The sequence below is a fragment of the Cryobacterium zhongshanensis genome (assembly GCF_022760445.1).
Classification (GTDB): domain Bacteria; phylum Actinomycetota; class Actinomycetes; order Actinomycetales; family Microbacteriaceae; genus Cryobacterium; species Cryobacterium algoricola.
Map to the genome: position 1 here is coordinate 1,628,086 of NZ_JALGAR010000001.1, position 24,435 is coordinate 1,652,520.

Genomic DNA, 24,435 nt, shown 5'->3' on the forward strand with positions numbered 1-24,435 from the left:
AAGTGACACGGGGAAGTACCAGGAGAGTTCATGTCGGACGCGTTGAGCTATCGACCCAAGGCGGGGGAGATCCCCACCGTTCCTGGCGTGTACCGCTTTCGCGACGAGACAGGGCGGGTGCTGTACGTCGGCAAGGCCAAGAACCTGCGCGCGCGCCTCAGCAACTATTTCGCGCCGCTCAGCAGCCTGCACGAGCGCACCCGGCGCATGGTCACGACCGCGGCATCCGTCGAGTGGACCACTGTCGGCACCGAGGTCGAGGCCCTTCAGCTCGAGTGGACCTGGATCAACGAGTTCGACCCGCCGTTCAACGTGCAGTTCAAGGACGACAAGTCCTACCCCTACCTCGCCGTGACGCTCGCAGACGAGGCGCCGCGCGCTCTCGTCACCCGCACCACCGGCATCCGCGGCGCCCGCTATTTCGGCCCGTACCCCAAGGTGTGGGCAGTGCACGAGACCATCGACCTGATGCTCAAGGCCTTCCCGATCCGCACCTGCAACAACGCCAACTACAAACGTGCGATGCAATCGGGAAAGCCGTGCTTCGCCGGCCAGATCGGCCGCTGCTTCGGCCCGTGCTCGCAGAAGGTGTCCATCGAGGAACATCGGGTCATCGTCGACGAGTTCGTGAGTTTCATGGCGAGCCAGGACCGCACCATGATCAACCGGCTGACCAACGAGATGAAGGCCGCCGCGCTCAGCCAGCAGTACGAGCTCGCGGCCAAACGGCGCGACCAGGTCAAGGCGCTCACGAACGTGCTCGAGAAGAGCGCGGTCGTGCTGCGCGACAACGTCGACATCGACCTGTTCGCCGTCGAGGAGGACGAGCTCGCGGCGGCGGTGCAGCTGTTCATCGTGCGCGGCGGCCGGATCAGGGGTGTCCGCGGCTGGGTCGTCGACAAGGAACTCGACCTGACCACCGGCGAGCTCATCGATTCCCTGTTGCAGACCGCATACTCGGGGGATGCCCTGCCCCCGAGGGAGATCGTCGTCCCGTTGCTCCCTGACGATTCCGCAGCGCTCGAGGAATGGCTCGGCGGCATCGCCGGGCGCAAGGTGCACCTCGTGGCCGCCCAGCGCGGCGAGAAGGCCGCGCTGCTCGCAACGGCGACGCAGAACGCCCGGCAGGCCCTGATGCTCTACAAGACCCGCCGCAGCTCCGACTTCGTCGCACGCTCCAAGGCGCTCGAAGACATCCAGGAGGCGCTCGGCATGGAGTCGGCGCCGCTGCGGATGGAGTGTTACGACGTCTCGCACCTGAGCGGCACGAACATCGTCGCGTCGATGGTCGTCTTCGAAGACGGATTGCCGCGCACCGACGAGTACCGGCGCTTCAGCATCCCGGAGTCCACGGACGACACCGACTCGATCTACCGCACCCTGAGCCGGCGCCTCGCCTACCTCGTGCCGGAGGACGGCCCGGCAGCGGATGCCGGCACGGAGCCCTCCCTGGACCCGCCGAGCGAGCCCGCAGAGGGCCAGGCCAAGCGGAAGAAGTTCCGGTACCAGCCGAACCTCCTGATCGTCGACGGTGGCCAGCCCCAGGTCGCCGCGGCCGCCAGGGCGCTCCGCGAATCCGGGGTCACCGGCATCCAGCTCTGCGGCATCGCAAAACGGCTCGAGGAGATCTGGCTGCCGGACTCGGACTATCCCGTCATCCTGCCGCGCAACAGCGACGCCCTCTTCCTCATCCAGCGGATCCGCGACGAGGCACACCGCTTCGCAATCACCCACCAGCGAGCCCGCCGCAAACGCGACATCGCGACGGTCCTCGGCGAGATCGCCGGACTCGGCCCGGCACGGGTCAAAGTGCTGCTGCAGCATTTCGGATCCGTCTCGCGGCTCAAAGAGGCCCCCATAGAGGCAATCGCGGAGGTCCGCGGCATCGGACCCGGTCTCGCGGCGACGATCCACCAGCACTTTCGCGCCTGAAACCGATCTCGGTCGGTAGGCTGGACTGACAGGCCCACCACCGACAGAAGGCGCACCCCCAGGATGACGGAGAACGACAAGCAGGAAATGCTTATCGTCACGGGAATGTCCGGGGCCGGGCGTTCGACGGTGGCCAATGCTCTCGAAGACCTCGGCTGGTACGTCGTCGACAACCTTCCGCCGCAAATGCTGCGCCCGCTCGTCGAACTCGCGGGCAAGGCAGGGACGAGTCTTCCCAAGATCGCCGCCGTCGTGGACATCCGTGGCCGTGACTTCTTCGCTGACTTCCAGGAGATCGTGCAGTCCCTCCGGAACAGCTCCCAGCTGCGGGTGATCTTTCTCGAGGCGAGGGACGACGTGCTCGTGCGGCGCTTCGAGTCCGTGCGCCGCCCGCACCCGCTCCAGGGAGACGGCACCATCCTCGACGGCATCGACGCCGAACGCACCCGACTGCGCGCCGTCCGTGAATCGTGCGACATGGTCATCGACACGTCGGACCTCAATATCCACCAGCTCGCGACGACGATCAGCGAACGCTTCGCCGCCGAGGATGCCGCAGGCGTGCACGTCACGGTCATGAGCTTCGGTTTCAAGTACGGTCTCCCCACCGACGTCGACATGGTCGCCGATGTCCGCTTCCTGCCGAATCCGTTCTGGGTGCCCGAACTCCGGGCGCACACCGGACAGGACCCCGAGGTGCGGGACTACGTGCTCGCCCAGCAGGGCGCCCTGGAGTTCATCGAGCACTACTCCCTGGCCCTCGCGCCGGTGCTGGCCGGCTATCAGCGCGAGAACAAACGCCACGCCACCATCGCCATCGGCTGCACGGGCGGAAAACATCGCTCCGTCGCGATGGCTCGCGAAATCGCCCGGCGGATCGGCGATCTCCCCGGTGTCGCGATCAGCCTCAAGAATCGCGACCTCGGCCGGGAGTAAGACCCGCCCGGTGCGCCGCCCAGCGAGCTGCGCCGGGCCACACAGACCACAAACCGGCCCATTTGGGGCCAGTACGAAAGAATGGACAAACGATTGGCACTCACGGCCGACGTCAAAGATGAACTTGCACGGGTTGACGTGTCGAAGACCACGGTGCGGGCGGCGGAGCTCGCGACGATCCTGCGGTTCTCCGGCGGCCTGCACATGATCAACAGCCGGATCGCGATCGAATCGGAACTCGATACCGCACTGCTCGCCCGCCGGGTGCGCAAGGACCTCGCCGAACTCTACGGCGTCCGCAGTGAAGTCTCCGTGATCTCGGCCTCCGGGCTGCGCCGCACGAGCCACTTTCTCGTGCGCGTGCTCGACGGGGGAGAGACCCTGGCCAGGCAGACCGGGCTGCTCGACGCACGGCGTCGTCCGATCCGTGGTCTGCCCAACCGTCTGACCACGGGGTCCAAGGAGGAGATCGCCGCCGTCTGGCGTGGCGCGTTCCTCGCGAACGGCTCCCTGACCGACCCTGGCCGCTCGGCGGCCCTCGAAGTGACCTGCCCGGGAAACGAGGCCGCGATGGCTCTCGTCGGCACGGCCGGCCGGCTCGGCGTCGTCGCCAAGGCACGCGAGGTTCGCGGGGTGCATCGGGTCGTGATCCGCGACGGCGATGCGATCGGCGTCATGCTCGTGCACATGGGCGCTGCGGAGACCGTACTCAACTGGGAAGCGCTCCGGCAGCGCCGCGAGGTGCGTGCCACCGCCAACCGGCTCGTCAACTTCGACGACGCGAACCTGCGCCGGAGTGCCCAGGCCGCCGTTGCGGCGTGCGCCCGCGTCCAACGGGCGATGGAGATCCTCGGAACGGACATCCCTGAGCACCTGCGCTACGCGGGCGAGCTCCGGCTGTCCTTCCGCGATTCGAGCCTCGACGAACTCGGTCACCACGCCGACCCGCCTATGACGAAGGACGCCGTCGCGGGACGGATCCGCCGGTTGCTCGCCATGGCGGACAAGAAGGCCGTGGACCTCGGCATTCCCGGGACCGATGCGAATCTTCCCGCAGACCTCGACGATGTCTGAGTCACCCTCGTCAGCGGGGCATGCTGACCTGAGTAGACTTGAAACGTCGCCCACACAACGGTGGCGGAGCATTTCGCGCCAACTCGACAGAGGAGATATACATGGCTGAATACACCTTGCCCGCTCTCGCCTATGACTACTCGGCGCTCGCGCCCAGTATCAGCGGTACCATCATGGAGCTTCACCACAGTAAGCACCACCAGGCCTATGTGACCGGGGCGAACACCGCCCTCGCCCAGTTGGCAGAAGCTCGCGACTCCGGCCAGCTCGCCAACGTCAACAAGCTCGAGAAGGACCTCGCCTTCAACCTCGGCGGCCACGTCAACCACTCCATCTTCTGGACCAACCTCTCCCCGGACGGCGGCGACAAGCCCACCGGTGAGCTTGCCAGTGCGATCGAGGACTTCTTCGGCTCGTTCGACAAGTTCCAGGCGCACTTCACCGCAGCAGCACTCGGTGTGCAGGGCTCGGGCTGGGCGGTACTCGCCTGGGACTCCATCGGCCAGCGCCTGATCATCCAGCAGTTCTTCGACCAGCAGGCGAACTTCGCCGCAGGGACCATTCCCGTGCTGATGCTCGACGTCTGGGAGCACGCGTACTACCTCGACTACCGCAACGTGCGTGCGGACTACGTGAAGGCGTTCTGGAACATCGTCAACTGGGCGAATGTCCAGGAGCGCTTCACGATCGCTCGCGAAAAGACCAACGGGCTCCTGCTGCTCTCATAGTGCAGCACCAGGACGGGCCCCGCGAGGGGCCCGTCCACCCGGCTAGATCACCCATAAGAAACCGCGCTTCGGCGCACAAGATTAGGAGACATTCGTGTCTGTAAAGATCGGTATTAATGGCTTTGGCCGCATTGGCCGCAATTATCTTCGCGCCGCCCTGGCGCAGGGCAGCGACATCGAGATCGTCGCCGTCAACGACCTGACCGACACGAAGACGCTGGCCCACCTTCTTAAATATGACTCCATCACCGGACGCCTGAACGCCACCGTTTCCGTCGAGGGCGACTCCATCCTCGTCAACGGCAAGCCGATTAAGGTTCTCGCCGAGCGCGACCCGGCCAACCTCCCCTGGGGCGCCCTCGGAGTCGACATCGTCATCGAGTCCACCGGTCGTTTCACCAAGGCAGAGGATGCGCGCAAGCACATCACCGCCGGTGCCAAGAAGGTCATCGTCTCCGCTCCCGCCTCAGGCGACGCCGCCACGATCGTCATGGGCGTCAACGAGCAGGACTACGACCCGGCCAAGTTCGACATCATCTCCAACGCGTCGTGCACCACGAACTGCCTCGCGCCCCTCGCGAAGGTCTTCAACGACAACTTCGGCATCAAGTCCGGTCTGATGACGACCATCCACGCGTACACCGCAGACCAGAACCTGCAGGATGGCCCGCACTCCGACCTCCGTCGTGCCCGTGCCGCCGCGATCAACATCATCCCGACCTCCACCGGAGCGGCCAAGGCCCTCGGCATCGTCCTCCCGGAGCTCAAGGGCAAGCTTGACGGCTTCGCACTTCGCGTACCGGTCCCCACCGGTTCCATCACCGACCTCACCGTCATCGCTGAGCGCCCCGTCACGATCGAAGCGATCAAGGCTGCGTACAAGGCTGCTGCAGAGTCCGGTCCCCTCAAGGGCATCCTGATGTACACGGAGGACGAAATCGTCTCCAGCGACATCGTCACGGACCCGCACTCCTCCATCTTCGATGCCGGCCTGCTGCGCGTCATCGGCGACCAGGTCAAGCTGTCCTCCTGGTACGACAACGAGTGGGGCTACTCCAACCGTATGGTTGACCTCACCGCGCTCGTCGCCAAGAGCCTGTAACCGGGGCCCGCAGTGACGCTTCGTACAATCGAATCGCTGGGGCTGCTCACCGGAAAACGCGTCATCGTCCGCTGTGACCTGAATGTGCCGTTGAAAGACGGCCAGATCACGGACGATGGTCGCGTTCGCGCGTCCCTTCCGACCATCAAGGCGCTGCTCGAACAGGGCGCCCGCGTGGTCATCGTCTCGCACCTCGGACGACCGAAGGGTGCGCCGGAGGACAAGTACAGCCTGGCTCCCGTCGCGGTCCGCCTGGCTCAGCTGCTCGGCCACGACGTCGCCTTCGCCGGCGATACCGTCGGTGACGCCGCCAAGGCCGCTGTCGCGGCCCTCACGAACGGCGACGTCGTCGTGCTCGAAAACCTCCGGTTCAACCCGGGGGAGACGAGCAAGGTCGACGCAGAGCGCGTTGTCTTCGCGACCGAGCTCGCCGCCCTCGGCGACGTGCTCGTGTCCGACGGTTTCGGTGTCGTCCACCGCAAGCAGGCAAGCGTGTACGACCTGGCAGCGATCCTGCCGAGCGCTGCCGGCCTGTTGATCGCCGCCGAACTCGACGTGCTCGACCGCCTCACCGAGAAGCCGGAGGCGCCGTACACGGTCGTCCTCGGCGGCTCGAAGGTGTCGGACAAGCTCGGCGTGATCGGTCACCTCCTGCCGCGGGTCAACTCGCTGCTCATCGGTGGCGGAATGCTCTTCACCTTCCTCGCAGCCCAGGGCCACAAGGTGGGCGCAAGCCTGCTCGAGGCCGACCAGATCGAAACCGTCCGCGGTTACCTGGTCGAGGCCGAGCGTCTTGGCGTGAAGATCGTCCTGCCGACGGATGTCGTCGTCGCCTCGAAGTTCGGGGCAGACGCCGAGCACGTGATCACCGCTGCTGACTCGATCGAGGACACCGCGTTCGGTGCCACCGGTCTGGGTCTCGACATCGGACCGGACACGGCCGCGGCATTCGCCGCGATCATCCGCTCGTCGAAGACGGTGTTCTGGAACGGCCCGATGGGCGTGTTCGAGCTCGCACCGTTCGCGGAGGGCACCCGCGTGGTGGCCGCCGCGCTCACAGAGGTTGACGGTCTGAGCGTCGTCGGAGGTGGCGATTCCGCCGCCGCCGTGCGCACGCTCGGCTTCACGGACGACCAGTTCGGACACATTTCTACCGGTGGCGGCGCGAGCCTCGAGTTCCTCGAAGGCAAGCGTCTCCCAGGACTGGAGGTCCTCGGATGGCAGTAAACACTCAGCGCACCCCGCTGATTGCAGGCAATTGGAAGATGAACCTGGACCACCTCCAGGCCATCGCGTTCGTGCAGAAGCTCGCCTGGAACCTCAAGGACGCGAAGCACGATTTCGCGGCCGTCGAGGTTGCGGTGTTCCCGCCGTTCACCGACCTTCGCTCCGTACAGACCCTGGTGTCGGCCGACAAGCTGCCCGTCGTCTTCGGCGCGCAGGATGTCTCCGCCCACGATTCCGGCGCCTTCACGGGTGAGATCTCCGGTGCGTTCCTCGCCCAGCTCGAGTGCACGTACGTGCTCATCGGGCACTCCGAGCGTCGCACGCTGCACGGGGAGAACGACGAGGAGGTGGCCGCCAAGGTCACCGCCGCTGTCAAGCACGGCCTCGTTCCGATCATCTGCGTCGGCGAGACCGCCGCGGACCTGGAACTGCATGGTCCGAGCGCCGTTCCCGTCGCCCAGCTGCGCACTGCACTGTCCGGCATCGACAGTGCGGCGGACATCGTGGTCGCATACGAGCCCGTGTGGGCCATCGGATCCGGCCAGGCGGCAACGCCTGAGCAGGCCGAGCAGGTCGCAGCCCAGCTGCGCCTGGTCCTCAGCGAAACCCTCGGACAGGATGTGGCCGACAAGACCCGCATCCTCTACGGCGGTTCCGTGAAGGGCGTCAACATCGCGGGCTACATGCGCGAGCCCAACGTCGACGGAGCGCTCGTCGGCGGAGCAAGCCTGGACATCGACGAGTTCTCGAGCATCGTCCGATTCCAGAAGCACGTGGGCGTCTAGCCCGAAGTTCCACCTGATATGACCGCTCCAGCCCGCCACCCCGACCAGGGGAGGCGGGCTGGTTCGTCAGTCAGGCTATGATGATCACTGATCCCGGTGGAGAAACTCCACCATTCTGAAAGGTTTCGCGTGCAGATTCTCCAGGTCGTGTTGCAGGTTGTCCTCGGACTGACGAGCCTCCTGCTCACCATGCTCATCCTTCTGCACAAGGGCCGCGGTGGCGGCCTGTCCGACATGTTCGGCGGTGGCGTCACCTCGAACCTCGGTGCCTCCGGCGTCGCGGAACGAAACCTCAATCGCATCACCGTGATCCTCGCAGTGCTCTGGATCGCGTGCATCGTCGTCCTGGGGCTCATCACCAAGTTCGACACGGCGCTCTAACCCCTCACACCCCTTCGCTTTTCCCACAATCGTGGCCGTGCGGCCGCAAGCACAATCGCCTTTCATGGAGGAACACAATGGCATCTGGTGGCAGCGCAATTCGTGGATCCAGGGTCGGAGCCGGCCCCATGGGGGAGCAGGACCGTGGTTTCCAGGCGGACCGGATCCGCGTCTCCTACTGGGACGCTCTCGGCAACGAGACTGTCCGATACTTCGCGGCCAACCTGCCCGATGACGAGATTCCCGAAACGATCGACTGCCCGTCCTCCGGGCTGCCTGCCGGCCGCGACAAGGAGAACCCGCCGTCTGTGATCAAGCTCGAGCCGTACAAGACGCACCTCGCGTATGTGAAGGAACGCCGCACGGAGGAGGAAGCCGACTCGCTTCTCGAGGAAGCACTGCTGCAGTTGCGCATTCGCCGCGGCAAACTGTCGGCCACCAACTAGCTCCGGTCCATTCGTCCACCGGACTCGAAAAAGCCCCGACCTCGGTCGGGGCTTTTTCGCGTGCGAACGGTGTCAGAACGAGGACGCCGTGAGGTTCTCCGGCACCTCGGCGGCCGCTTCCTGGTCCACGAAGAAGTTCGTGTAGCGGCGTCCCTTGATGCCGGCGACCGGCACCTCGTCCCTGCTCGCGCCCGCGAGTGCGAGCCCGAGGGCGGATGCCTTGTCCGGGCCCGCGAGGACCAGCCAGATGCAGCGTGACGAGTTCAGGGCGGGGCGGCTCAGGGTGAGCCGTTCAGCGGGAGGCTTGGGCGAGTTGCGCACCGTGAGCACGCTCGCGGTGTCCTCGCGGATACCCGGCAGGTGCGGGAACAGGGAGGCGATGTGCCCGTCCGGGCCGACGCCGAGGAAGGTGATGTCGAAGCGCGGCAGGACCGTGCCGTCGTTCGACGCAGCCTCGAGTTCGTCAGCATAGGCAGCTGCGGCCGCGTCCAGATCGAGCGGCCCGTCGGAGGACGCGAAGGGGTGGATGTTCTCCGCGGGGATGTCGAGGTGGTCGAGGAGTGCGGTTCGGGCCTGGAGTTCGTTGCGCTCCGGGTCGGAGTACGGCAACCAGCGTTCGTCGCCCCACCAGAAGTTGACGTGTTCCCAGTCGACGGTGTCCCTGGCCGCGGAGGCGTTGACCGCGTCGAGAACCTCGGTCGCGACGCTGCCCCCGGTGAGGACGACATGGATGTCGCCCTCCTCGTGTAGGAGGTCGACCGCGGTCGTGATGAATCGCGCCGCGACCGATGCGGCGAGAGCCGCGCGGTCGGAATGCACTAGTACGCGTCGTTCGTGGGTCACGGTCGTCCTCCGGTTGTTTCGGCAACCGCGTCCAGGTTCGGCAGTCCGCGGGTGATCACTTCACCATACAACTCGTCGGGGTCGAGCCGACGGAGCTCGTCGCTGAGGCAATCCCGGAGGCTGCGGCGCTTGAGGGTGAGGTCCTGAACGGGCTGGCCGGGCTGGGTGAGGGTTGCGATGCCCGGCAGTTCCCGTTCCAGTGAAATGACACCGGAGGCCCGGGTGAAGTGCACTCCGTGGATTCCGGTCGCTTTTGCTCCACCGGTGAACTCGTAGTCGACGTCCACGGCGAGCTGGAGCTGCAGCCAGGCGGCGAGCAGCGTCGTCGAGGGGGAGTCGGCCGCGCCGGAGACCTGGACGGCCGTGACGGCCTCGTACGGCGGCTGGTCGAGAACGGCGGCGAGCTGTGCACGCCAGAGTGTCAGGCGGGTCCAGGCGAAGTCGGTGTCACCGGGGCGGTACGAGGAGCACAGTCGGTGCAGGGCGGCCTGCGGGTCCGGCTGGGCGGAGGAATCCGTGATCCGTCGGTAGGCGAGGCGTCCGAGCGGAGAATCCGCCGGAACGACGGGGGCGACTCCCGGCCACCACGTGACGACGGGGGCGTCGGGCAGCAGGAGGCCGGTGACGAGGCTCTCGGGGTCGCTCGCGGCGTCTCCGTACGCGCGCAGCACGATGACTTCGCTCGCCCCGGCGTCGCCGCCGACGCGGATCTCCGCGTCGACCTTGGCGTCGACGGGGGTCTTCGATTCGGTTGCCTCCTGGGTGGAGACCACGATGACGCGCATCGGATGTTCACGGGACGCGTCGTTGGCGGCCTCGATGGCCTCCTCCTCACGTCCCATGGTCGACGCGATGATCAGGGTCAGGACCCGACCGAGGGCGACGGCGCCGCCCTCTTCCCGGATGCGGACCAGGGCCTTCGAGATCTTCGAGGTGTTCGTGTCTGGCATATCGACGATCATGGGCGCCTCCATTGACGGCCGTCCCTGGCCAAAAGCTCGTCCGCGGACGAGGGGCCCCACGTTCCGGGGCGGTACTGTTCGGGCTGGCCCTGCTCTGACCAGTACTTCTCGACCGGGTCGAGAATCTTCCACGAGAGTTCGACTTCCTCGTGACGAGGGAACAAGGGTGGGTCACCGAGGAGGACGTCGAGGATCAACCTCTCGTATGCCTCCGGGCTCGCCTCGGTGAACGCGTGGCCGTAACCGAAGTCCATCGTGACGTCGCGCACCTGCATGCCGACACCGGGAACCTTGGAGCCGAAACGGATCGTGACGCCTTCGTCCGGCTGCACCCGGATCACGAGCGCGTTCGCGCCGAGCGCTGCCGTGTTCTCCTTCGCGAACAGATGCTGGGGGGCGCGCTTGAACACGACGGCGATCTCGGTCACCCTGCGGCCGAGGCGCTTGCCCGCGCGCAGGTAGAACGGAACGCCGGACCAGCGGCGCGTCTCGATGGTGAGGCGGAGTGCCGCGTAGGTCTCGGTGAGCGACTCGGGGTCCATGCCGTCTTCTTCGAGGAATCCGAGTACCTTCTCGCCGCCCTGCCAGCCGCCGGCGTACTGGCCGCGGGCGGTTCCGGTCGCGAGGTTGTCCGGAAGCCGGACCGAGGCGAGGACCTTCTCCTTCTCGGTGCGCAGGTCTGCCGCGTCGAAGGAAATGGGCTCCTCCATGGCCGTGAGGGCGAGGAGCTGCAGGAGGTGGTTCTGGATGACGTCGCGTGCGGCGCCGATCCCGTCGTAGTAGCCGGCGCGTCCTCCGACACCGATGTCTTCCGCCATGGTGATCTGCACATGGTCGACATTGTTCGAGTTCCAGATCGGTTCGTAGAGCTGGTTCGCGAAGCGCAGCGCGAGAATGTTCTGCACCGTCTCCTTGCCCAGGTAGTGGTCGATCCGGAACACGGAGTCGGGCGGGAACACGGATTCGACGACGTCGTTGAGTTCACGGGCGGTCTTCAGGTCGCTGCCGAAGGGCTTCTCGATGACGACACGACGCCACTGGCCGTCCTTCTGCTCGGCGAGGCCGGACCGCCGCAACTGCCCGACGACCTGAGGGAACGCCTTCGGCGGGATCGACAGGTAGAACGCGTGGTTGCCCATCGTGCCGCGCTCACGGTCGAGGTCTGCGATGGTGTCCTTGAGTCGTTCGAAGGAATCGTCGTCGTCGAAGGTGCCCTGTACGAAGCGGATGCCCTCCGAGAGCTGCGCCCAGACATCTTCGTTGAACTCGGTACGCGCATATTGCTTGACCGAGTCGTGGACGACCTTCGAGAAGTCTTCGTCGTCCCAGTCGCGCCTCGCGAAGCCGACGAGGGCGAAGCCGGGCGGAAGGAGACCGCGGTTGGCGAGGTCGTAGACCGCGGGCATGAGTTTTTTCCGGGACAGGTCGCCGGTTACGCCGAAGATCACAAGGCTCGAGGGCCCCGCGATGCGATTCAGACGGTAATCGGAGGACGACCGTAACGGATTGAACTCCGGGGTGATTTCCACCGGGGACATGCAACTCCTTTTCAGTGGCGATGAGGCCCGCCGAAGCGGGTCCCGCAGCAGGGGATGACTTCTATTTCAGGGCGCCGAACAGGGCGGCGATGTTCGCCGTCGGGTCGGTGAGGGTCAGGGTGAGCACCGGACGGCCGTGCTCGGCGAGCACGCTCGCGTCGCCGCTGGCCTGTGCCTGGATCAGTTCGCCGAAGGTGAACGGACGATCCGGAATCGAGAGGTCCTCCTGCGGAGTCGCGAGGATCTGCAGGAAGACACCGGACGGCCGGCCGCCCTTGTGGAGCTGGCCGGTCGAGTGCAGGAAGCGGGGGCCCCAGCCGAACGTGACGGGGCGCTTGGAGAGCTGTGCGACCAGGTCACGGACACCGGCAAGCTGCGGCAGTTGGAGGCGGTCGACGTACGCCTGGACGGAGACGTACCCGTCGGGTCCGAGTTCCTCGAGGAGGGCGTCGATTGCCGAGGCGAGGTCGCTCGCCGCGCCGATGACGTGTGCGGTGCCGCGCACCTCGATGCCGGCGGAGATGAACGCTGCGGGTGCCGGCTCCGGCCGGGCGTCGAGAAGTGTGCGGGTGGCGATCTTCGCGGCTTCAACGTCCGGCTGATCGAAGGGGTTGATCCCCAGCAGCCGTCCGGCGACGACGGTCGCGTATTCCCAGACCAGGAACTGTGCGCCCAGAGTGCCGCTCACGCGGATCTCATCGGTGCCGTCCGTGGGGAAGATCGTGGTGCCCGCGTCGTCGACGAGGCGCAGAATCTGCAGGTCCGGGAGGTTCTCGGTGAGTTCGGGGGCATCGACGTCGAGAACGACGGGAAGGATGCCGGTGCCGATCTTGCCCGTCGACTCCGCGATGAGCTGTTCGGCCCAGTCGGGGAACCCGAGGATATGGGTGCCGTCGGAGACGAGAGCGAGCTTGTCGCGCCGGGGCACCGTCGCAGCGATCGCGGCGCCGAGGATCAGCCCGGGGTTCTCGGGGCTGTCGACGGCGACGGCGAGCGCCATGGCCTCGGCCTCGTCGAGCAGCTCACCGATGTCGACGCCGGCGAGGCCGGAGGGGACGAGCCCGAACGCGGTGAGCACGGAGAACCGTCCTCCGACGGTCGGGTCCGCGTTGAAGACGTGGTAGCCGGCGGCGCGAGCGGATGCGTCGAGCGGGGAGCCGGGATCGGTCACGACGACGATGCGGCCGACGGGGTCGATGCCCGCTTCCCGGAAGGCGCGCTCGAACACGCGACGCTGACTGTCGGTTTCCACAGTGGACCCGGACTTCGAGGAGACGACGAGCGCCGTCTCCTCGAGGTGGTCGCCGAGGGCAGCGAGGACCTGGCCGGGGTCTGTCGAGTCGAGGACGGTCAGGGCGACACCGGCCGTGCGGGTGATGACCTCCGGTGCGAGCGAGGAACCGCCCATGCCGGCGAGCACGATCCGGGTGACCCCTGCCTCGTCGAGGGTCGCCCGGAGAGCGAGGATCTCCGGGACGAGCGGGCGTGAAACGGCGACGGACTCGGTCCAGCCGAGTCGCTTCGCCGCCTCGGATTCGGCCTCAGGACCCCACAGTGCGGGGTCGAGGGCCGTGATACCCGAGGCGACCAGGTCTGACACCAGGGTGGGCACGGTGCGGCGTGCCGCGTCGGCCGCCGCCCCGGTCACCGCGATGCGGAAACTCACAGTGCCGACGTGGCTTCCGCGCTGTTCTTGGCTGCGTCCAGGGCAACGGTGACGGTGTCGAGGAGTTCGTTCCACGAGATGATGAACTTCGCAACGCCCTCGGCCTCGAGGACCTGGGTGACGTCGACGTAGGAGACGCCCTCGTTCGCCAGAGCGTCGAGAACGGCGTTCGCCTCGTCGTATGCGCCCGTGATCGAGTCCGCCGGGATCACGCCGTGGTCGAAGGTCGCGTCGAGGGTTTTCTCCGGCATGGTGTTGACGACCTCGGGGGCGACGAGGTTCGTCACGTAGAGGGTGTCGGGGAGCGCGGCATCCTTGACGCCCGTGGACGCCCAGAGCGGACGCTGCTTGTTGGCGCCGGCGGCGAGCAGGCCGAGGGCGCGCTCCGTGGAGAACGCCTGCTGGAAGACCTCGTACGCCAGCTGTGCGTTCGCGACGCCGGCCTTGCTCTTCAACGCGATCGCCGTCTCGGTACCGATGGCCTCGAGGCGCTGGTTGATCTCGGTGTCGACGCGGGAGACGAAGAAGGACGCGACGGAGTGGATCGTGCGGAGGTTGATGCCCGCGGCCTTGGCTTTCTCGAGGCCGGACAGGTACGCGTTGATGACCTCACGGTGGCGCTGGAGGCTGAAGATCAGGGTGACGTTGACGCTGATGCCGAGGGCGATCGTCGCGGTGATGGCCTCGAGCCCCTCGATCGTCGCGGGGATCTTGATCATGGCGTTGGGGCGGTTGACCTTGGCCCACAGTTCCTGGGCCTGGGCGACGGTTCCGGCGGCGTCGTGTGCGAGTCCGGGCTCGACCTCGATCGAGACGCGGCCGTCGACGCCGTTCGTGCGGTCGTAGACGGGACGGAAGATGTCGCTCGCCGCGGTGACGTCGTCGGTGGTGATCTCGAAGACGGCCTCCTGGACGGTGGCGCCGGCCGCTGCGAGGGCTGCGACCTGGTCGACGTACGCCTCGCCCTTGCTGAGCGCGCCGGCGAAGATGGTCGGGTTCGTCGTGACGCCGACGACGTTCTTGGTGTCGATGAGGTCCTGCAGGCCGCCGGAGGCGATGCGCTGGCGGGACAGGTCGTCGAGCCAGATGCTGACGCCGGCGGCGGAGAGCTCTGCGAGCGGAGTGGTAGCGGTCATGGGGATGATCTCCTTGAAATGCGTGGGGTGTGAGGTATGTGGGGGAGTCGAGCGGGGAGCGGGCGCGAGGCGCAGGCTCCCCGCTCGACGGTGAGCTCAGTGCTCGGCGAGCGATTCCTTCGCCGCGGCGACGACGGCATCCGTGGTGATTCCGAATTCGCGGAACAGCGTCTTGTAGTCGGCGGAGGCGCCGAAGTGTTCGATCGAGATGCTGCGTCCGCGGTCGCCGACGTAGCTGTCCCAGGTCAGCGAGATGCCGGCCTCGACGGAGACGCGGGCGGTGATCCCGGCGGGCAGGACCGATTCGCGGTATTCCGCGGTCTGTTCCTTGAACCATTCGAGGCTCGGGGCGGACACGACACGGGCGTTGATGCCGTCGGCCTTGAGCGCCGCACGGGCGTCGACGGCGAGCTGGACCTCTGAGCCCGTGGCGATCAGGATGACGTCGGGGGTACCGTTCGGCGCCTCGGCGAGGATGTACGCACCCTTGGCGACGTTGCGGGCGGAGGCGAAGACCTCGCCGCTCGCGTCGCCGTCGCCGCGTTCGAACACGGGGATGTTCTGGCGGGTGAGGACGATGCCCGCGGGGCCTTCGCGGCGCTCGAGGATCGTCTTCCACGCCCAGGAGACCTCGTTCGCGTCGCCGGGGCGCACGACGTCGAGCCCGGGGATGGCGCGGAGAGTCGCGAGCTGCTCGACCGGCTGGTGGGTCGGGCCGTCCTCGCCGAGGGCGACGGAGTCGTGGGTCCAGACGAAGATCGACGGAGCCTTCATCAGCGCGGCGAGGCGAACGGCCGGGCGCATGTAGTCGCTGAAGATCAGGAAGGTGCCGCCGAAGGGGCGGGTGTTGCCGTGCAGCACGATGCCGTTCAGAATTGCGGCCATCGCGTGCTCGCGGATCCCGAAGTGCAGGACGCGACCGTACGGGGTACCTGTCCACTCGTGGGTCGAGTGCTCGGCCGGGATGAAGGAGCGCGCACCGCCGATGGTGGTGTTGTTCGACTCGGCGAGGTCGGCGGAACCGCCCCAGAGCTCGGGGATGACGGCGCCGAGCGCGGTGAGGACCTTGCCGGACGCGGCGCGGGTGGAGACCTCGGTGCCAGCCTCGAAGACGGGCAGCGCGGCATCCACGCCCTCGGGCAGGTCGCCGGCCAGGATCCGGTCGAGGAGGACCTTGCGTTCGGGGTTGGCGGCGGCCCAGGCGTCGAACTGCACCGTCCACCTGGCGTGCTCGTCTGCGCCGCGGGTGAGCGCCTCGCGGGTGTGCTCGATCACGTCGGGGGCGACGAAGAAGCTCTCGGCCGGGTCGAAGCCGAGGACCTCTTTCACGGCGGCGAGCTCGGCGGCGCCGAGCGCGGAGCCGTGGATCTTGCCCGTGTTCTGCTTCTTCGGGCTCGGCCAGCCGATGATCGTCTTGAGGATGATCAGCGAGGGCTTGTCCGTGACGGCCTTGGCCGCGTCGATCGCGTCGTTGAGGGCGTGGAGGTCTTCGACGTAGACGCCGGTCTTCTTCCAGTCGACGGTCTGCACGTGCCAGTGGTACGCCTCGTACCGGGCGGCGACGTCTTCGGTGAAGGCGATGTTGGTGTCGTCTTCGATCGAGATCTGGTTGGAGTCGTAGATGGCGATCAGGTTGCCGAGCTGCTGGTGGCCGGCGAGGGAGGACGCCTCGCTCGTGATGCCCTCCTGCAGGTCGCCGTCGCCGGCGATGACGTAGACGAAGTGGTCGAACGGGCTTTCGCCCGCCGTGGTCTCCGGGTCGAACAGGCCGCGTTCGAAGCGCGACGCGTATGCGAAGCCGACTGCGGATGCGAGACCCTGGCCGAGCGGGCCCGTCGTGATCTCGACACCGTCGGTGTGGCCGTATTCGGGGTGGCCGGGGGTCTTGGAGCCCCACGTGCGGAGCGCCTTGAGGTCGTCGAGCTCGAGCCCATATCCGCCCAGGTAGAGCTGGACGTACTGGGTCAGGGAGCTGTGGCCGACGGAGAGGATGAAGCGGTCGCGACCGATCCATTCGTTGTCAGTGGGATCGCGGCGCATGACCTTCTGGAACAGGAGGTAGGCGACGGGAGCGAGACTCATCGCCGTACCCGGGTGGCCGTTCCCGACCTTCTCAACGGCGTCCGCCGCAAGAATGCGTGCCGTGTCTACCGCCCTGTTGTCAATCGAATCCCACTGCAGTGCTGCCACTTCGTAGTTACCCTTCGTCAAGCTAGGGCAGGTCTTGGAAAACCCGCACCCGTTGGATTGAGCGCGCCCGTGGACATCGACGTCATCCGGCGTGGCAGGCGAGCGTCTTTTTTCAGGACGCGCCGACACGCGCCGAGATTGGCGAGCACCCCCAAGTATAGGCAGTCGGCATGGCCGGGTAAGGCTGACGGGCGCAAAGCTGAACGATCCTCGATGGCCGTCCGTTCAGCCGGGACTGGTTAGACTCAATCCACTATGCAGATCTCCCAGGACGCGACCCCCGCAGGCGTGCAGGCGCCCGGCGGCAGGGGAGCGCGAGGCTTCCGACGGACATTCCTCGCCTACCTGTCCCTGACCAAGCCGCGCGTCGTCGAACTGTTGCTTGTTGTTACGGCGCCGACGATGCTGCTCGCCGAACGCGGCATTCCGAGCCTCTGGCTTGTGCTCGCGACGCTTATCGGCGGGGCACTGAGTGCGGGGTCCGCCGGCGCATTCAATTGCTACATCGACCGTGACATCGATCGCGTGATGAAACGCACGATGAACCGGCCGCTCGTCACCGGCGAGCTGAGCGACCGGGAGGCCCTCGTGTTCGCGTGGGTGCTCGGAGCAGCGTCGATCGCCTGGCTCCTGGTCTTCACGAACTGGGTCGCCGCAGCGCTGTCGCTCGGGGCGATCCTGCTCTACGTCGTCTTCTACACGATCATCCTCAAGCGCCGCACCGCCCAGAACATCGTCTGGGGCGGCATCGCCGGCTGCATGCCCGTGCTGATCGGCTGGGCTGCCGTCACCGGCGACCTATCCTGGCCCCCGCTGATCCTGTTCGCGATCATCTTCCTCTGGACCCCGCCGCACTACTGGCCGCTCTCGATGAAGTACCGCGCCGAGTACCAGGCCGCCGGCGTTCCGATGCTCGCCGTCGTGCGCGGGCGGGCCCAGGTCGGTCTCCAGGTCATCCTGTACGCGTGGGCGACCGTCGCGTGCTCGCTGCTGCTGATCCCGGTCGCTTCGATGGGTCTGCTCTATACCGGAGTCGCACTCGTCACCGGCGGCTGGTTCATCTACGAGACCCACCGCCTGTACAACCTCGCGATCCGCCACGAGGTGGTCTCGCCGATGCGGGTCTTCCACGGTTCGATCACGTACCTGACACTGCTCTTCGTCGCCGTCGGCGTCGACCCGCTGCTGCCCTTCTAGACCGCTCGGAGGCTTCCGAGCGGAGCCGAGCGGAGCCGAGTCCAGCCGAACCGACCCGAGCCGGGTCGGTCAGCGGGCGGCCACCTGCCGAGTCACCGGGGGAGTTCCGTCGGCGGGCAACGCGACCGGTTCCTTGAGGTGCAGGACGACGGCCGTCATCGCGGCCGCGAGCATGCAGGCGAGGACCATGTGGATTCCGACGAGGCCGGCCGGCAGTCCGGTGTTCGCCTGCACGAGTCCGACGGCGACCTGGACGGCCTCGACGGCGAGCAGGGCCAGGGTCCAGGCGCGCAGCGACCGCCCGAGTCCCCAGGCGCCGATGACGAGGGCGATGGTGAGTGCGACGGTCAGATAGGCGGGCCAGCTGTGCACGTGCTGAAGGAACTCGGAGTCGAGCCCGTTTCGCGGCGCGTTCTCGTCACCGGCGTGCGGTCCGGAACCGGTCGTCAGGATGCCGACGACGATCGTGATCGCGACCACGGCGCTCGTCACGTGGGTCAGCACGGCGTACCAGCGGGGCACGACCGTCGCCCGCTCACCGTTACCCGTGTAGACCCGGTAGACGAAGGCGGTGCAGAGCGCGACGAGCACTGCCGAGATGACGAAGTGCAGTCCGACGATGGTGGGGTCGAGCTGGGTGAGCACGCTGATGCCGCCGATGACCGCCTGGGCGGGAATGCCGAGACCGGCGAACAGCGCGAGGCGGAACAGGTCGGGGCGCTCGCGACGCAGCCGCACGACGGCGAGGAACGCGAGGACCGCGACGAGGCCGAGCACGGCGCCTAGCAGGCGGTTGCCGAACTCGATGACTCCGTGGATGCCCATCTCCGGCGTGTTGACGAGCGAGCCGTCCGTGCACTTCGGCCAGGTCGGGCAGCCGAGCCCTGAGCCGGTCAGGCGCACAAGGCCGCCCGTTCCGACCAGCAGGATCTGCGCGGCGAGGTACACCCAGGCGATCACGCGGACCCGTCGGTCGACGCTCGTGGGCAGCCATTCGGAAATCCGTTTCACGGGTTCTGCTTCCTCTCGGGCCCGTGCATGTGAAATCGCCCGGCGGGCCACTTAACGCATCCGGAACCTGTAGAATTAGGTGTTTCTGGGCGGTGATCACGCGGTTGTTCGAACCGCGGTTCGACACCTCGCCGCCTCTAATCATCTTAGGTACGCAACGTAGCCGCCCACGCAACCCGTTCACCGCACGTCTTCGCCTGAAGCCGCGCGGGAATGACCGGACTAATATCCGGGTTGTCGTGGATGGGAGAAGAGGTAAATATGTCTGACGTCCTGCTTGACCGGCCCGAACTCGCGGGCCTGGGAACGTACGAATTCGGCTGGTCCGATTCGGACGCGGCCGGCGCATCCGCCCGCCGTGGCGTCTCGCCCGAGGTCGTGACCGACATCTCGAAGCTCAAGAACGAGCCGGACTGGATGCTGCAGCGCCGGCTCAAGGCCCTTGAACTCTTCGAGCGCAAGCCGATGCCGACCTGGGGCGCCGACCTGTCCGGCATCGACTTCGACAACATCAAGTACTTCGTGCGGTCAACGGAGAAGCAGGCCCAGACCTGGGAAGACCTGCCCGACGACATCAAGAAGACCTACGAGAAGCTCGGCATCCCCGAGGCCGAGCGCCAGCGCCTCGTTTCCGGCGTGGCCGCGCAGTACGAGTCCGAGGTCGTCTACCACCAGATCAACGAGGAACTCGAAGCCCAGGGCGTCATCTTCCTCGACACCGACACCGCGCTCAAGGAATACCCCGAGGTCTTCAAGGAGTACTTCGGCACGGTGATCCCCTCCGGTGACAACAAGTTCGCCGCACTCAACACCTCGGTCTGGTCGGGCGGCTCCTTCGTCTACGTGCCGCCGGGCGTTCACGTCGAGATTCCCCTCCAGGCCTACTTCCGCATCAACACGGAGAACATGGGCCAGTTCGAGCGCACGCTCATCATCGCCGACGAGGGCAGCTACGTGCACTACATCGAGGGCTGCACCGCCCCGATCTACTCGTCTGACTCGCTGCACTCCGCGGTCGTCGAGATCATCGTGAAGAAGAACGCTCGCGTTCGGTACACGACGATCCAGAACTGGTCGAACAACGTCTATAACCTCGTCACGAAGCGCGCAACGGCCGCAGAGGGCGCGACCATGGAATGGATCGACGGCAACATCGGGTCCAAGGTCACCATGAAGTACCCCTCTATCTACCTCATGGGCGAGCACGCCAAGGGCGAGACCCTGTCCGTCGCCTTCGCCGGTCCCGGCCAGCATCAGGATGCCGGCGCCAAGATGATCCACATGGCGCCGTACACGCAGTCCTCGATCGTGTCCAAGTCCATCGCCCGCGGAGGTGGCCGCTCAGGCTACCGCGGTGAAGTGCGGGTGGATGCCGGTGCGCACCACTCCGCGAACACCGTGCGCTGCGACGCGCTCCTCGTCGACACCCAGTCCCGCTCCGACACCTACCCGTCCATCGACATCCGTGTCGACGACGTGCAGCTCGGTCATGAGGCCACCGTCTCCCGCGTCAGCGAGGAGCAGCTGTTCTACCTGATGAGCCGCGGCATGCCGGAGGACGAGGCCATGGCCATGATCGTCAGAGGCTTCATCGAACCGATCGCACGGGAGCTCCCGATGGAGTACGCCCTCGAACTCAACAAGCTCATCGAAATGGGCATGGAAGGATCCGTCGGCTAAATGTCCGCCGCCCCGACTTCAACAACAGCAGCACTGCCCACCAGCGAACAGCACGGCATCAAGGCCCACTCGGACGGACGCTTCGGCTTCGTCCCCGTGCAGACCAGGAACGACCGCTTCAAGAGCGTCGACGTCGCCGACTTCGCCCCCGTCACGGGGCGCGAAGCCGTGTGGAAGCTCTCCCCGGTCGCCAAGTTCACCGACCTCACGGCCGGCGAGCTCGACGGCGCACCCTATGACGTCGCATCGACCCCGACCGACGGTGTCGCGATCGACTGGGTGGGGCGCGACGACGCCCGGATCGGTTCCGTCGGCGCCCCCGAAGAACGCGCAGCCGCCAACGCCTGGACGAGCTTCGAGAAGGCCCTCGCCATCACTGTCACTGGTGAAGAGGACAAGGAGATCACGATCACCCGGGCGCAGCTCGGGACCGGCCCCCGCGGCGCGCACACGATCATCGAGGCCAGGCCGTTCAGCCGGGCCACGATCATCCTCGAGAACACCGGCGATGCCCGCATCACCGAGAACCTCGAGATCATCGTCGGCGAGTCCGCGCACCTCACGGTCGTCTCACTGCAGGAGTGGAACACCGGTGCCGTGCACCTGGCCAACCACTTCGCATCCGTCGGCCGCGACGCCTATCTCAAGCACGTCGTTGTCTCCCTCGGCGGCAGCATCGTGCGGGTTAACCCCTCCGTGCGCCTCGCAGGTCCCGGTTCGGACACGGACCTCTTCGGCCTCTACTTCGCCGATGCCGGCCAGCACCTCGAACAGCAGGTGTACGTCCACCACGACGCGGCGAACAGCCGCAGCCGGGTTACCTACAAGGGCGCCCTCCAGGGCACGGGTGCACGGACGGTCTGGATCGGCGACGTCCTGATCGGGCGCAACGCCCCCGGGACCGACAGCTACGAACAGAACCGCAACCTCGTGCTGACCGAAGGCACCCGCGCGGACTCGATCCCGAACCTCGAGATTGAGACGGGTGACATCAAGGGCGCCGGGCACGCGAGTGCGACCGGCCGCTTCGATGACGAGCAGCTGTTCTACCTGCAGTCCCGCGGAATCACGGAAGACGAGGCCCGGCGCCTCGTCGTGCGCGGCTTCCTGAGCGAGATCGTGCAGCACATCGGATCCAAACCGCTCGAAGACCGCCTCCAGGCGGCCATCGAAGCGGAACTGCGCAGCACCGACGAGGTCCGCGCACCCGCACCAACCGAGGAGAACTGACCATGGCGTCCACGAAGATCTGCGCCTTCGACGAGCTCGAAGAGAACCAGGCCGTCAAGGTCGAGATCGACGGAGTCCCCATCGTCGTGGTGCGGGACAGCGCCGGCGATGTCTTCGCGATCGGCGACACCTGCACGCACGGCGACATCTCCCTCTCCGAGGGATTCGTCGAGGACGACACGGTCGAATGCTGGGCGCACGGCTCCAAGTTCTCCCTGAAGAGCGGTCGCCCGCTCAACCTGCCGGCGTACGAACCCGTTCCCGTCTTCAAGGTCGAGCTGATCGACGGCAACGTCTACATCGACCCGACCCCCATCAGCGTTCCCGCGTAACGGGTCTCCGACCCTTCGCGTTTCGCCCCACCACGTACCGGCGCCCCGGCGCCGATTGAATGAAAGAGACCAGAAAATTCATGTCAGTTCTTGAGATCAAGGACCTGCACGTCAGCGTCGAGACCGATCAGGGCACCAAGCAGATCCTGAAGGGTGTCAACCTCACGATCAACGAGGGCGAGATCCACGCCATCATGGGGCCGAACGGCTCCGGCAAGTCGACCCTCGCGTACACGATCGCCGGCCACCCCAAGTACCACGCCGACAGTGGCTCGATCCTGCTCGACGGTGAGGAAGTCCTCACCATGACCGTCGACCAGCGCGCCCGCGCCGGGCTGTTCCTCGCGATGCAGTACCCGGTCGAGATCCCCGGCGTCACGGTCACCAACTTCCTCCGCACGGCCAAGACCGCGATCGACGGCGAGGCGCCGGCGATCCGCTCCTGGATCAAGGACGTCCGCCAGTCCATGACGAACCTGCGCATGGACAAGAGCTTCGCCGAGCGCAACGTCAACGAGGGCTTCTCCGGCGGCGAGAAGAAGCGCAACGAGATCCTGCAGCTCGAACTGCTCAAGCCCAAGTTCGCGATCCTCGACGAGACCGACTCCGGACTCGACGTCGACGCGCTCAAGATCGTCTCGGAGGGCGTCAACCGCGCCAAGGCCAACACCGGCCTCGGCATCCTCCTGATCACGCACTACACGCGCATCCTCCGCTACATCGAGCCCGACTTCGTGCACGTGTTCGTCAACGGGCGCATCGCAGAGCAGGGCGGGCCTGAGCTCGCCGACCGGCTCGAGGACGAAGGTTACGATCGCTTTCTCGTCGACTCGAACGTAGGCTGACGGCATGGTTTCAACGCTGTCACCCGAGCGATTCGATGAGATCGAAGAGGCGCTCAAAGATGTCATGGACCCCGAGCTCGGCATCAACGTCGTCGACCTCGGCCTCATCTACGACCTGGGCTGGGATGACGAGAACGACGCCCTGATCATCCACATGACCCTGACTTCCGCGGGCTGCCCGCTGACCGACGTGCTCGAAGAACAGACCGCCGAAGCGCTCGACGGCGTCGTGGACCAGTTCCGCATCAACTGGGTCTGGATGCCGCCGTGGGGCCCGGAGAAGATCACCGATGACGGTCGGGACATGATGCGCGCCCTCGGTTTCGCCATCTGACCCTCGCCCCCGCACCACCCGCCCAGTGTCGCCCCGGATTCCGATCCGGGGCGACACTGCGTTAACCGGCGGATGCCTTCGGCCGGCGGAATCCCGGCGCCCACGACCGGATTAGCACGAGCATCCAGTCAGTGGAACGGTATGCTAATGAAATGGATTCTCCCGGAAAGACGCGGTCGAACCGCCGATCGGTGCAGAGCGAAACGACCAGGACGGTGATCCTCGACGCGGCCGAGCACCTCATGCTCGAGCGCGGCTACATCGGGGCGTCCCTCGCGGCGATCGCCGCAGACGCCGGCGTCGTCGTGCAGACCATCTACAACTCGGTGGGAAGCAAGGCGGACGTGCTCGCGGCTGTGCTCGAGCGCGGCGCGACGGAACCGGTGAGCGAGGCCGTGCCCGCTCGCGAGAACCCGAGGTCCGCGCAGCGGGTGCCGGGCGGGCCCCGCTCGGCGACCGACATCATCCGCCTGCTGGTCGACTGGTGCGTCGAGACGAACGTGCGCACCGCGGCCCTGCGGCGGGTGGTCGGGCAGGCCGCGGGGATCGACGCCGATGTCGCGAGGCTCGAGGTGCGCGATTCGGCACGGCTGCTGCACAACTTCAGCGAGACGGCGACCGCCCTGCGCGACCGGAATGCGCTGCGGAGCGGCCTGAGCGACCACGAAGCGGCGGCCGCGATCTGGGCGCTCGCCCACCCGCAGGTCTACCGCTCGCTGGTCCTCGACCTGGACTGGTCGCTCGGGGCCTACCGAGAGTGGCTCGGGAACACGCTTCGGGCCGCACTTTTCTGAGCGTCCCGTCCCGCCGCCGCGCGAGAATATACTAGATAGCTGGCCCGGTCGGGCCGTACCCCTCCC

Annotated in this window: 23 protein-coding genes; 16 read left to right on the forward strand and 7 right to left on the reverse strand. The window is 66.7% G+C overall.

Translation table 11 applies throughout. The annotated features are described in order from the left end of the window. The first annotated feature begins 30 nt into the window (after positions 1 to 30). The 9 genes from uvrC to MQH31_RS07415 all read left to right on the forward strand — a co-directional run bounded on the left by uvrC (position 31) and on the right by MQH31_RS07415 (position 8,611). Positions 31 to 1,932, forward strand: coding sequence for an excinuclease ABC subunit UvrC (gene uvrC / locus MQH31_RS07375; RefSeq protein WP_243011479.1), 1,902 nt, complete (start codon positions 31 to 33; stop codon positions 1,930 to 1,932). A gap of 63 nt (positions 1,933 to 1,995) precedes the next feature. Continuing rightward, positions 1,996 to 2,868: an RNase adapter RapZ gene (gene rapZ, locus MQH31_RS07380; protein WP_134531905.1), complete on the forward strand. Its 873-nt coding sequence runs from the start codon at positions 1,996 to 1,998 to the stop codon at positions 2,866 to 2,868. Between the two features lie 93 nt (positions 2,869 to 2,961). Then, entirely contained in the window at positions 2,962 to 3,942 is a 981-nt protein-coding gene (gene whiA / locus MQH31_RS07385) for a DNA-binding protein WhiA (RefSeq protein ID WP_134532938.1), read from the forward strand. A 101-nt stretch (positions 3,943 to 4,043) separates the two neighbouring features. Then, positions 4,044 to 4,670 (forward strand): superoxide dismutase, encoded by a 627-nt coding sequence (locus tag MQH31_RS07390; RefSeq protein ID WP_134531904.1) that lies wholly within the window; start codon positions 4,044 to 4,046, stop codon positions 4,668 to 4,670. A 94-nt stretch (positions 4,671 to 4,764) separates the two neighbouring features. Then, a complete protein-coding gene (gene gap, locus MQH31_RS07395) occupies positions 4,765 to 5,772 on the forward strand; it encodes a type I glyceraldehyde-3-phosphate dehydrogenase (protein WP_134448694.1) in 1,008 nt (335 codons plus the stop codon). A gap of 12 nt (positions 5,773 to 5,784) precedes the next feature. Beyond that, positions 5,785 to 6,999, forward strand: a complete 1,215-nt coding sequence (locus MQH31_RS07400; protein WP_243011480.1) for a phosphoglycerate kinase — start codon at positions 5,785 to 5,787, stop codon at positions 6,997 to 6,999. Next, positions 6,990 to 7,784 carry a triose-phosphate isomerase gene (tpiA, locus tag MQH31_RS07405; RefSeq protein ID WP_134448692.1) on the forward strand — a complete coding sequence of 265 codons (795 nt, stop codon included), beginning with the start codon at positions 6,990 to 6,992 and terminating at the stop codon, positions 7,782 to 7,784. Before MQH31_RS07400 ends, tpiA begins: the two co-directional genes overlap by 10 nt. A gap of 129 nt (positions 7,785 to 7,913) precedes the next feature. After that, on the forward strand, positions 7,914 to 8,165 hold the full coding sequence (gene secG, locus MQH31_RS07410; RefSeq protein ID WP_134448691.1) for a preprotein translocase subunit SecG: 252 nt from the start codon (positions 7,914 to 7,916) through the stop codon (positions 8,163 to 8,165). Between the two features lie 77 nt (positions 8,166 to 8,242). Further along, a complete protein-coding gene (locus MQH31_RS07415) occupies positions 8,243 to 8,611 on the forward strand; it encodes an RNA polymerase-binding protein RbpA (RefSeq protein ID WP_134531902.1) in 369 nt (122 codons plus the stop codon). Positions 8,612 to 8,683: 72 nt separating this feature from the next. Here MQH31_RS07415 and pgl read toward each other — a convergent pair whose 3' ends face one another. The 6 genes from pgl to tkt all read right to left on the reverse strand — a co-directional run bounded on the left by pgl (position 8,684) and on the right by tkt (position 16,946). Further along, the gene (pgl, locus tag MQH31_RS07420; protein ID WP_243011481.1) at positions 8,684 to 9,454 is read right to left on the reverse strand and encodes a 6-phosphogluconolactonase; all 771 of its coding nucleotides are present in this window, start codon (positions 9,452 to 9,454) and stop codon (positions 8,684 to 8,686) included. Then, entirely contained in the window at positions 9,451 to 10,416 is a 966-nt protein-coding gene (locus MQH31_RS07425) for a glucose-6-phosphate dehydrogenase assembly protein OpcA (RefSeq protein ID WP_134531900.1), read from the reverse strand. The genes pgl and MQH31_RS07425 overlap by 4 nt, the downstream gene beginning before the upstream one ends. Next, complete coding sequence (zwf, locus tag MQH31_RS07430; protein WP_134531899.1) at positions 10,413 to 11,954, reverse strand: glucose-6-phosphate dehydrogenase; 1,542 nt, start codon at positions 11,952 to 11,954, stop codon at positions 10,413 to 10,415. Before zwf ends, MQH31_RS07425 begins: the two co-directional genes overlap by 4 nt. 61 nt (positions 11,955 to 12,015) lie before the next feature. Continuing rightward, positions 12,016 to 13,620 (reverse strand): glucose-6-phosphate isomerase, encoded by a 1,605-nt coding sequence (locus MQH31_RS07435; protein ID WP_243011482.1) that lies wholly within the window; start codon positions 13,618 to 13,620, stop codon positions 12,016 to 12,018. Then, positions 13,617 to 14,756 carry a transaldolase gene (gene tal, locus MQH31_RS07440; RefSeq protein WP_243011483.1) on the reverse strand — a complete coding sequence of 380 codons (1,140 nt, stop codon included), beginning with the start codon at positions 14,754 to 14,756 and terminating at the stop codon, positions 13,617 to 13,619. Before tal ends, MQH31_RS07435 begins: the two co-directional genes overlap by 4 nt. Positions 14,757 to 14,852: 96 nt before the next feature. Next, positions 14,853 to 16,946 (reverse strand): transketolase, encoded by a 2,094-nt coding sequence (gene tkt, locus MQH31_RS07445; RefSeq protein ID WP_243011484.1) that lies wholly within the window; start codon positions 16,944 to 16,946, stop codon positions 14,853 to 14,855. 255 nt (positions 16,947 to 17,201) lie between these two features. On the opposite strand from tkt, the gene MQH31_RS07450 reads away from it, so the two are divergent. Further along, the gene (locus MQH31_RS07450) at positions 17,202 to 18,143 is read left to right on the forward strand and encodes a heme o synthase (RefSeq protein ID WP_134531895.1); all 942 of its coding nucleotides are present in this window, start codon (positions 17,202 to 17,204) and stop codon (positions 18,141 to 18,143) included. Between the two features lie 69 nt (positions 18,144 to 18,212). Here the strand turns inward: MQH31_RS07450 and MQH31_RS07455 are convergent, their stop codons facing one another. After that, entirely contained in the window at positions 18,213 to 19,154 is a 942-nt protein-coding gene (locus tag MQH31_RS07455; RefSeq protein ID WP_243011485.1) for a COX15/CtaA family protein, read from the reverse strand. 261 nt (positions 19,155 to 19,415) lie between these two features. Between MQH31_RS07455 and sufB the strand changes: the two genes are divergently transcribed. The 6 genes from sufB to MQH31_RS07485 all read left to right on the forward strand — a co-directional run bounded on the left by sufB (position 19,416) and on the right by MQH31_RS07485 (position 24,369). After that, complete coding sequence (gene sufB, locus MQH31_RS07460) at positions 19,416 to 20,834, forward strand: Fe-S cluster assembly protein SufB (RefSeq protein WP_134531893.1); 1,419 nt, start codon at positions 19,416 to 19,418, stop codon at positions 20,832 to 20,834. Further along, positions 20,835 to 22,064 carry a Fe-S cluster assembly protein SufD gene (sufD, locus tag MQH31_RS07465; protein WP_243011486.1) on the forward strand — a complete coding sequence of 410 codons (1,230 nt, stop codon included), beginning with the start codon at positions 20,835 to 20,837 and terminating at the stop codon, positions 22,062 to 22,064. 2 nt (positions 22,065 to 22,066) lie between these two features. Beyond that, a complete protein-coding gene (locus MQH31_RS07470; protein ID WP_134531891.1) occupies positions 22,067 to 22,396 on the forward strand; it encodes a non-heme iron oxygenase ferredoxin subunit in 330 nt (109 codons plus the stop codon). Positions 22,397 to 22,476: 80 nt separating this feature from the next. Beyond that, complete coding sequence (gene sufC, locus MQH31_RS07475) at positions 22,477 to 23,241, forward strand: Fe-S cluster assembly ATPase SufC (protein ID WP_134448678.1); 765 nt, start codon at positions 22,477 to 22,479, stop codon at positions 23,239 to 23,241. Between the two features lie 4 nt (positions 23,242 to 23,245). Then, a complete protein-coding gene (locus MQH31_RS07480) occupies positions 23,246 to 23,575 on the forward strand; it encodes a metal-sulfur cluster assembly factor (protein ID WP_134448677.1) in 330 nt (109 codons plus the stop codon). Positions 23,576 to 23,727: 152 nt separating this feature from the next. Continuing rightward, on the forward strand, positions 23,728 to 24,369 hold the full coding sequence (locus MQH31_RS07485) for a TetR/AcrR family transcriptional regulator (protein ID WP_243011487.1): 642 nt from the start codon (positions 23,728 to 23,730) through the stop codon (positions 24,367 to 24,369). The last annotated feature ends 66 nt before the right edge of the window (positions 24,370 to 24,435 follow it).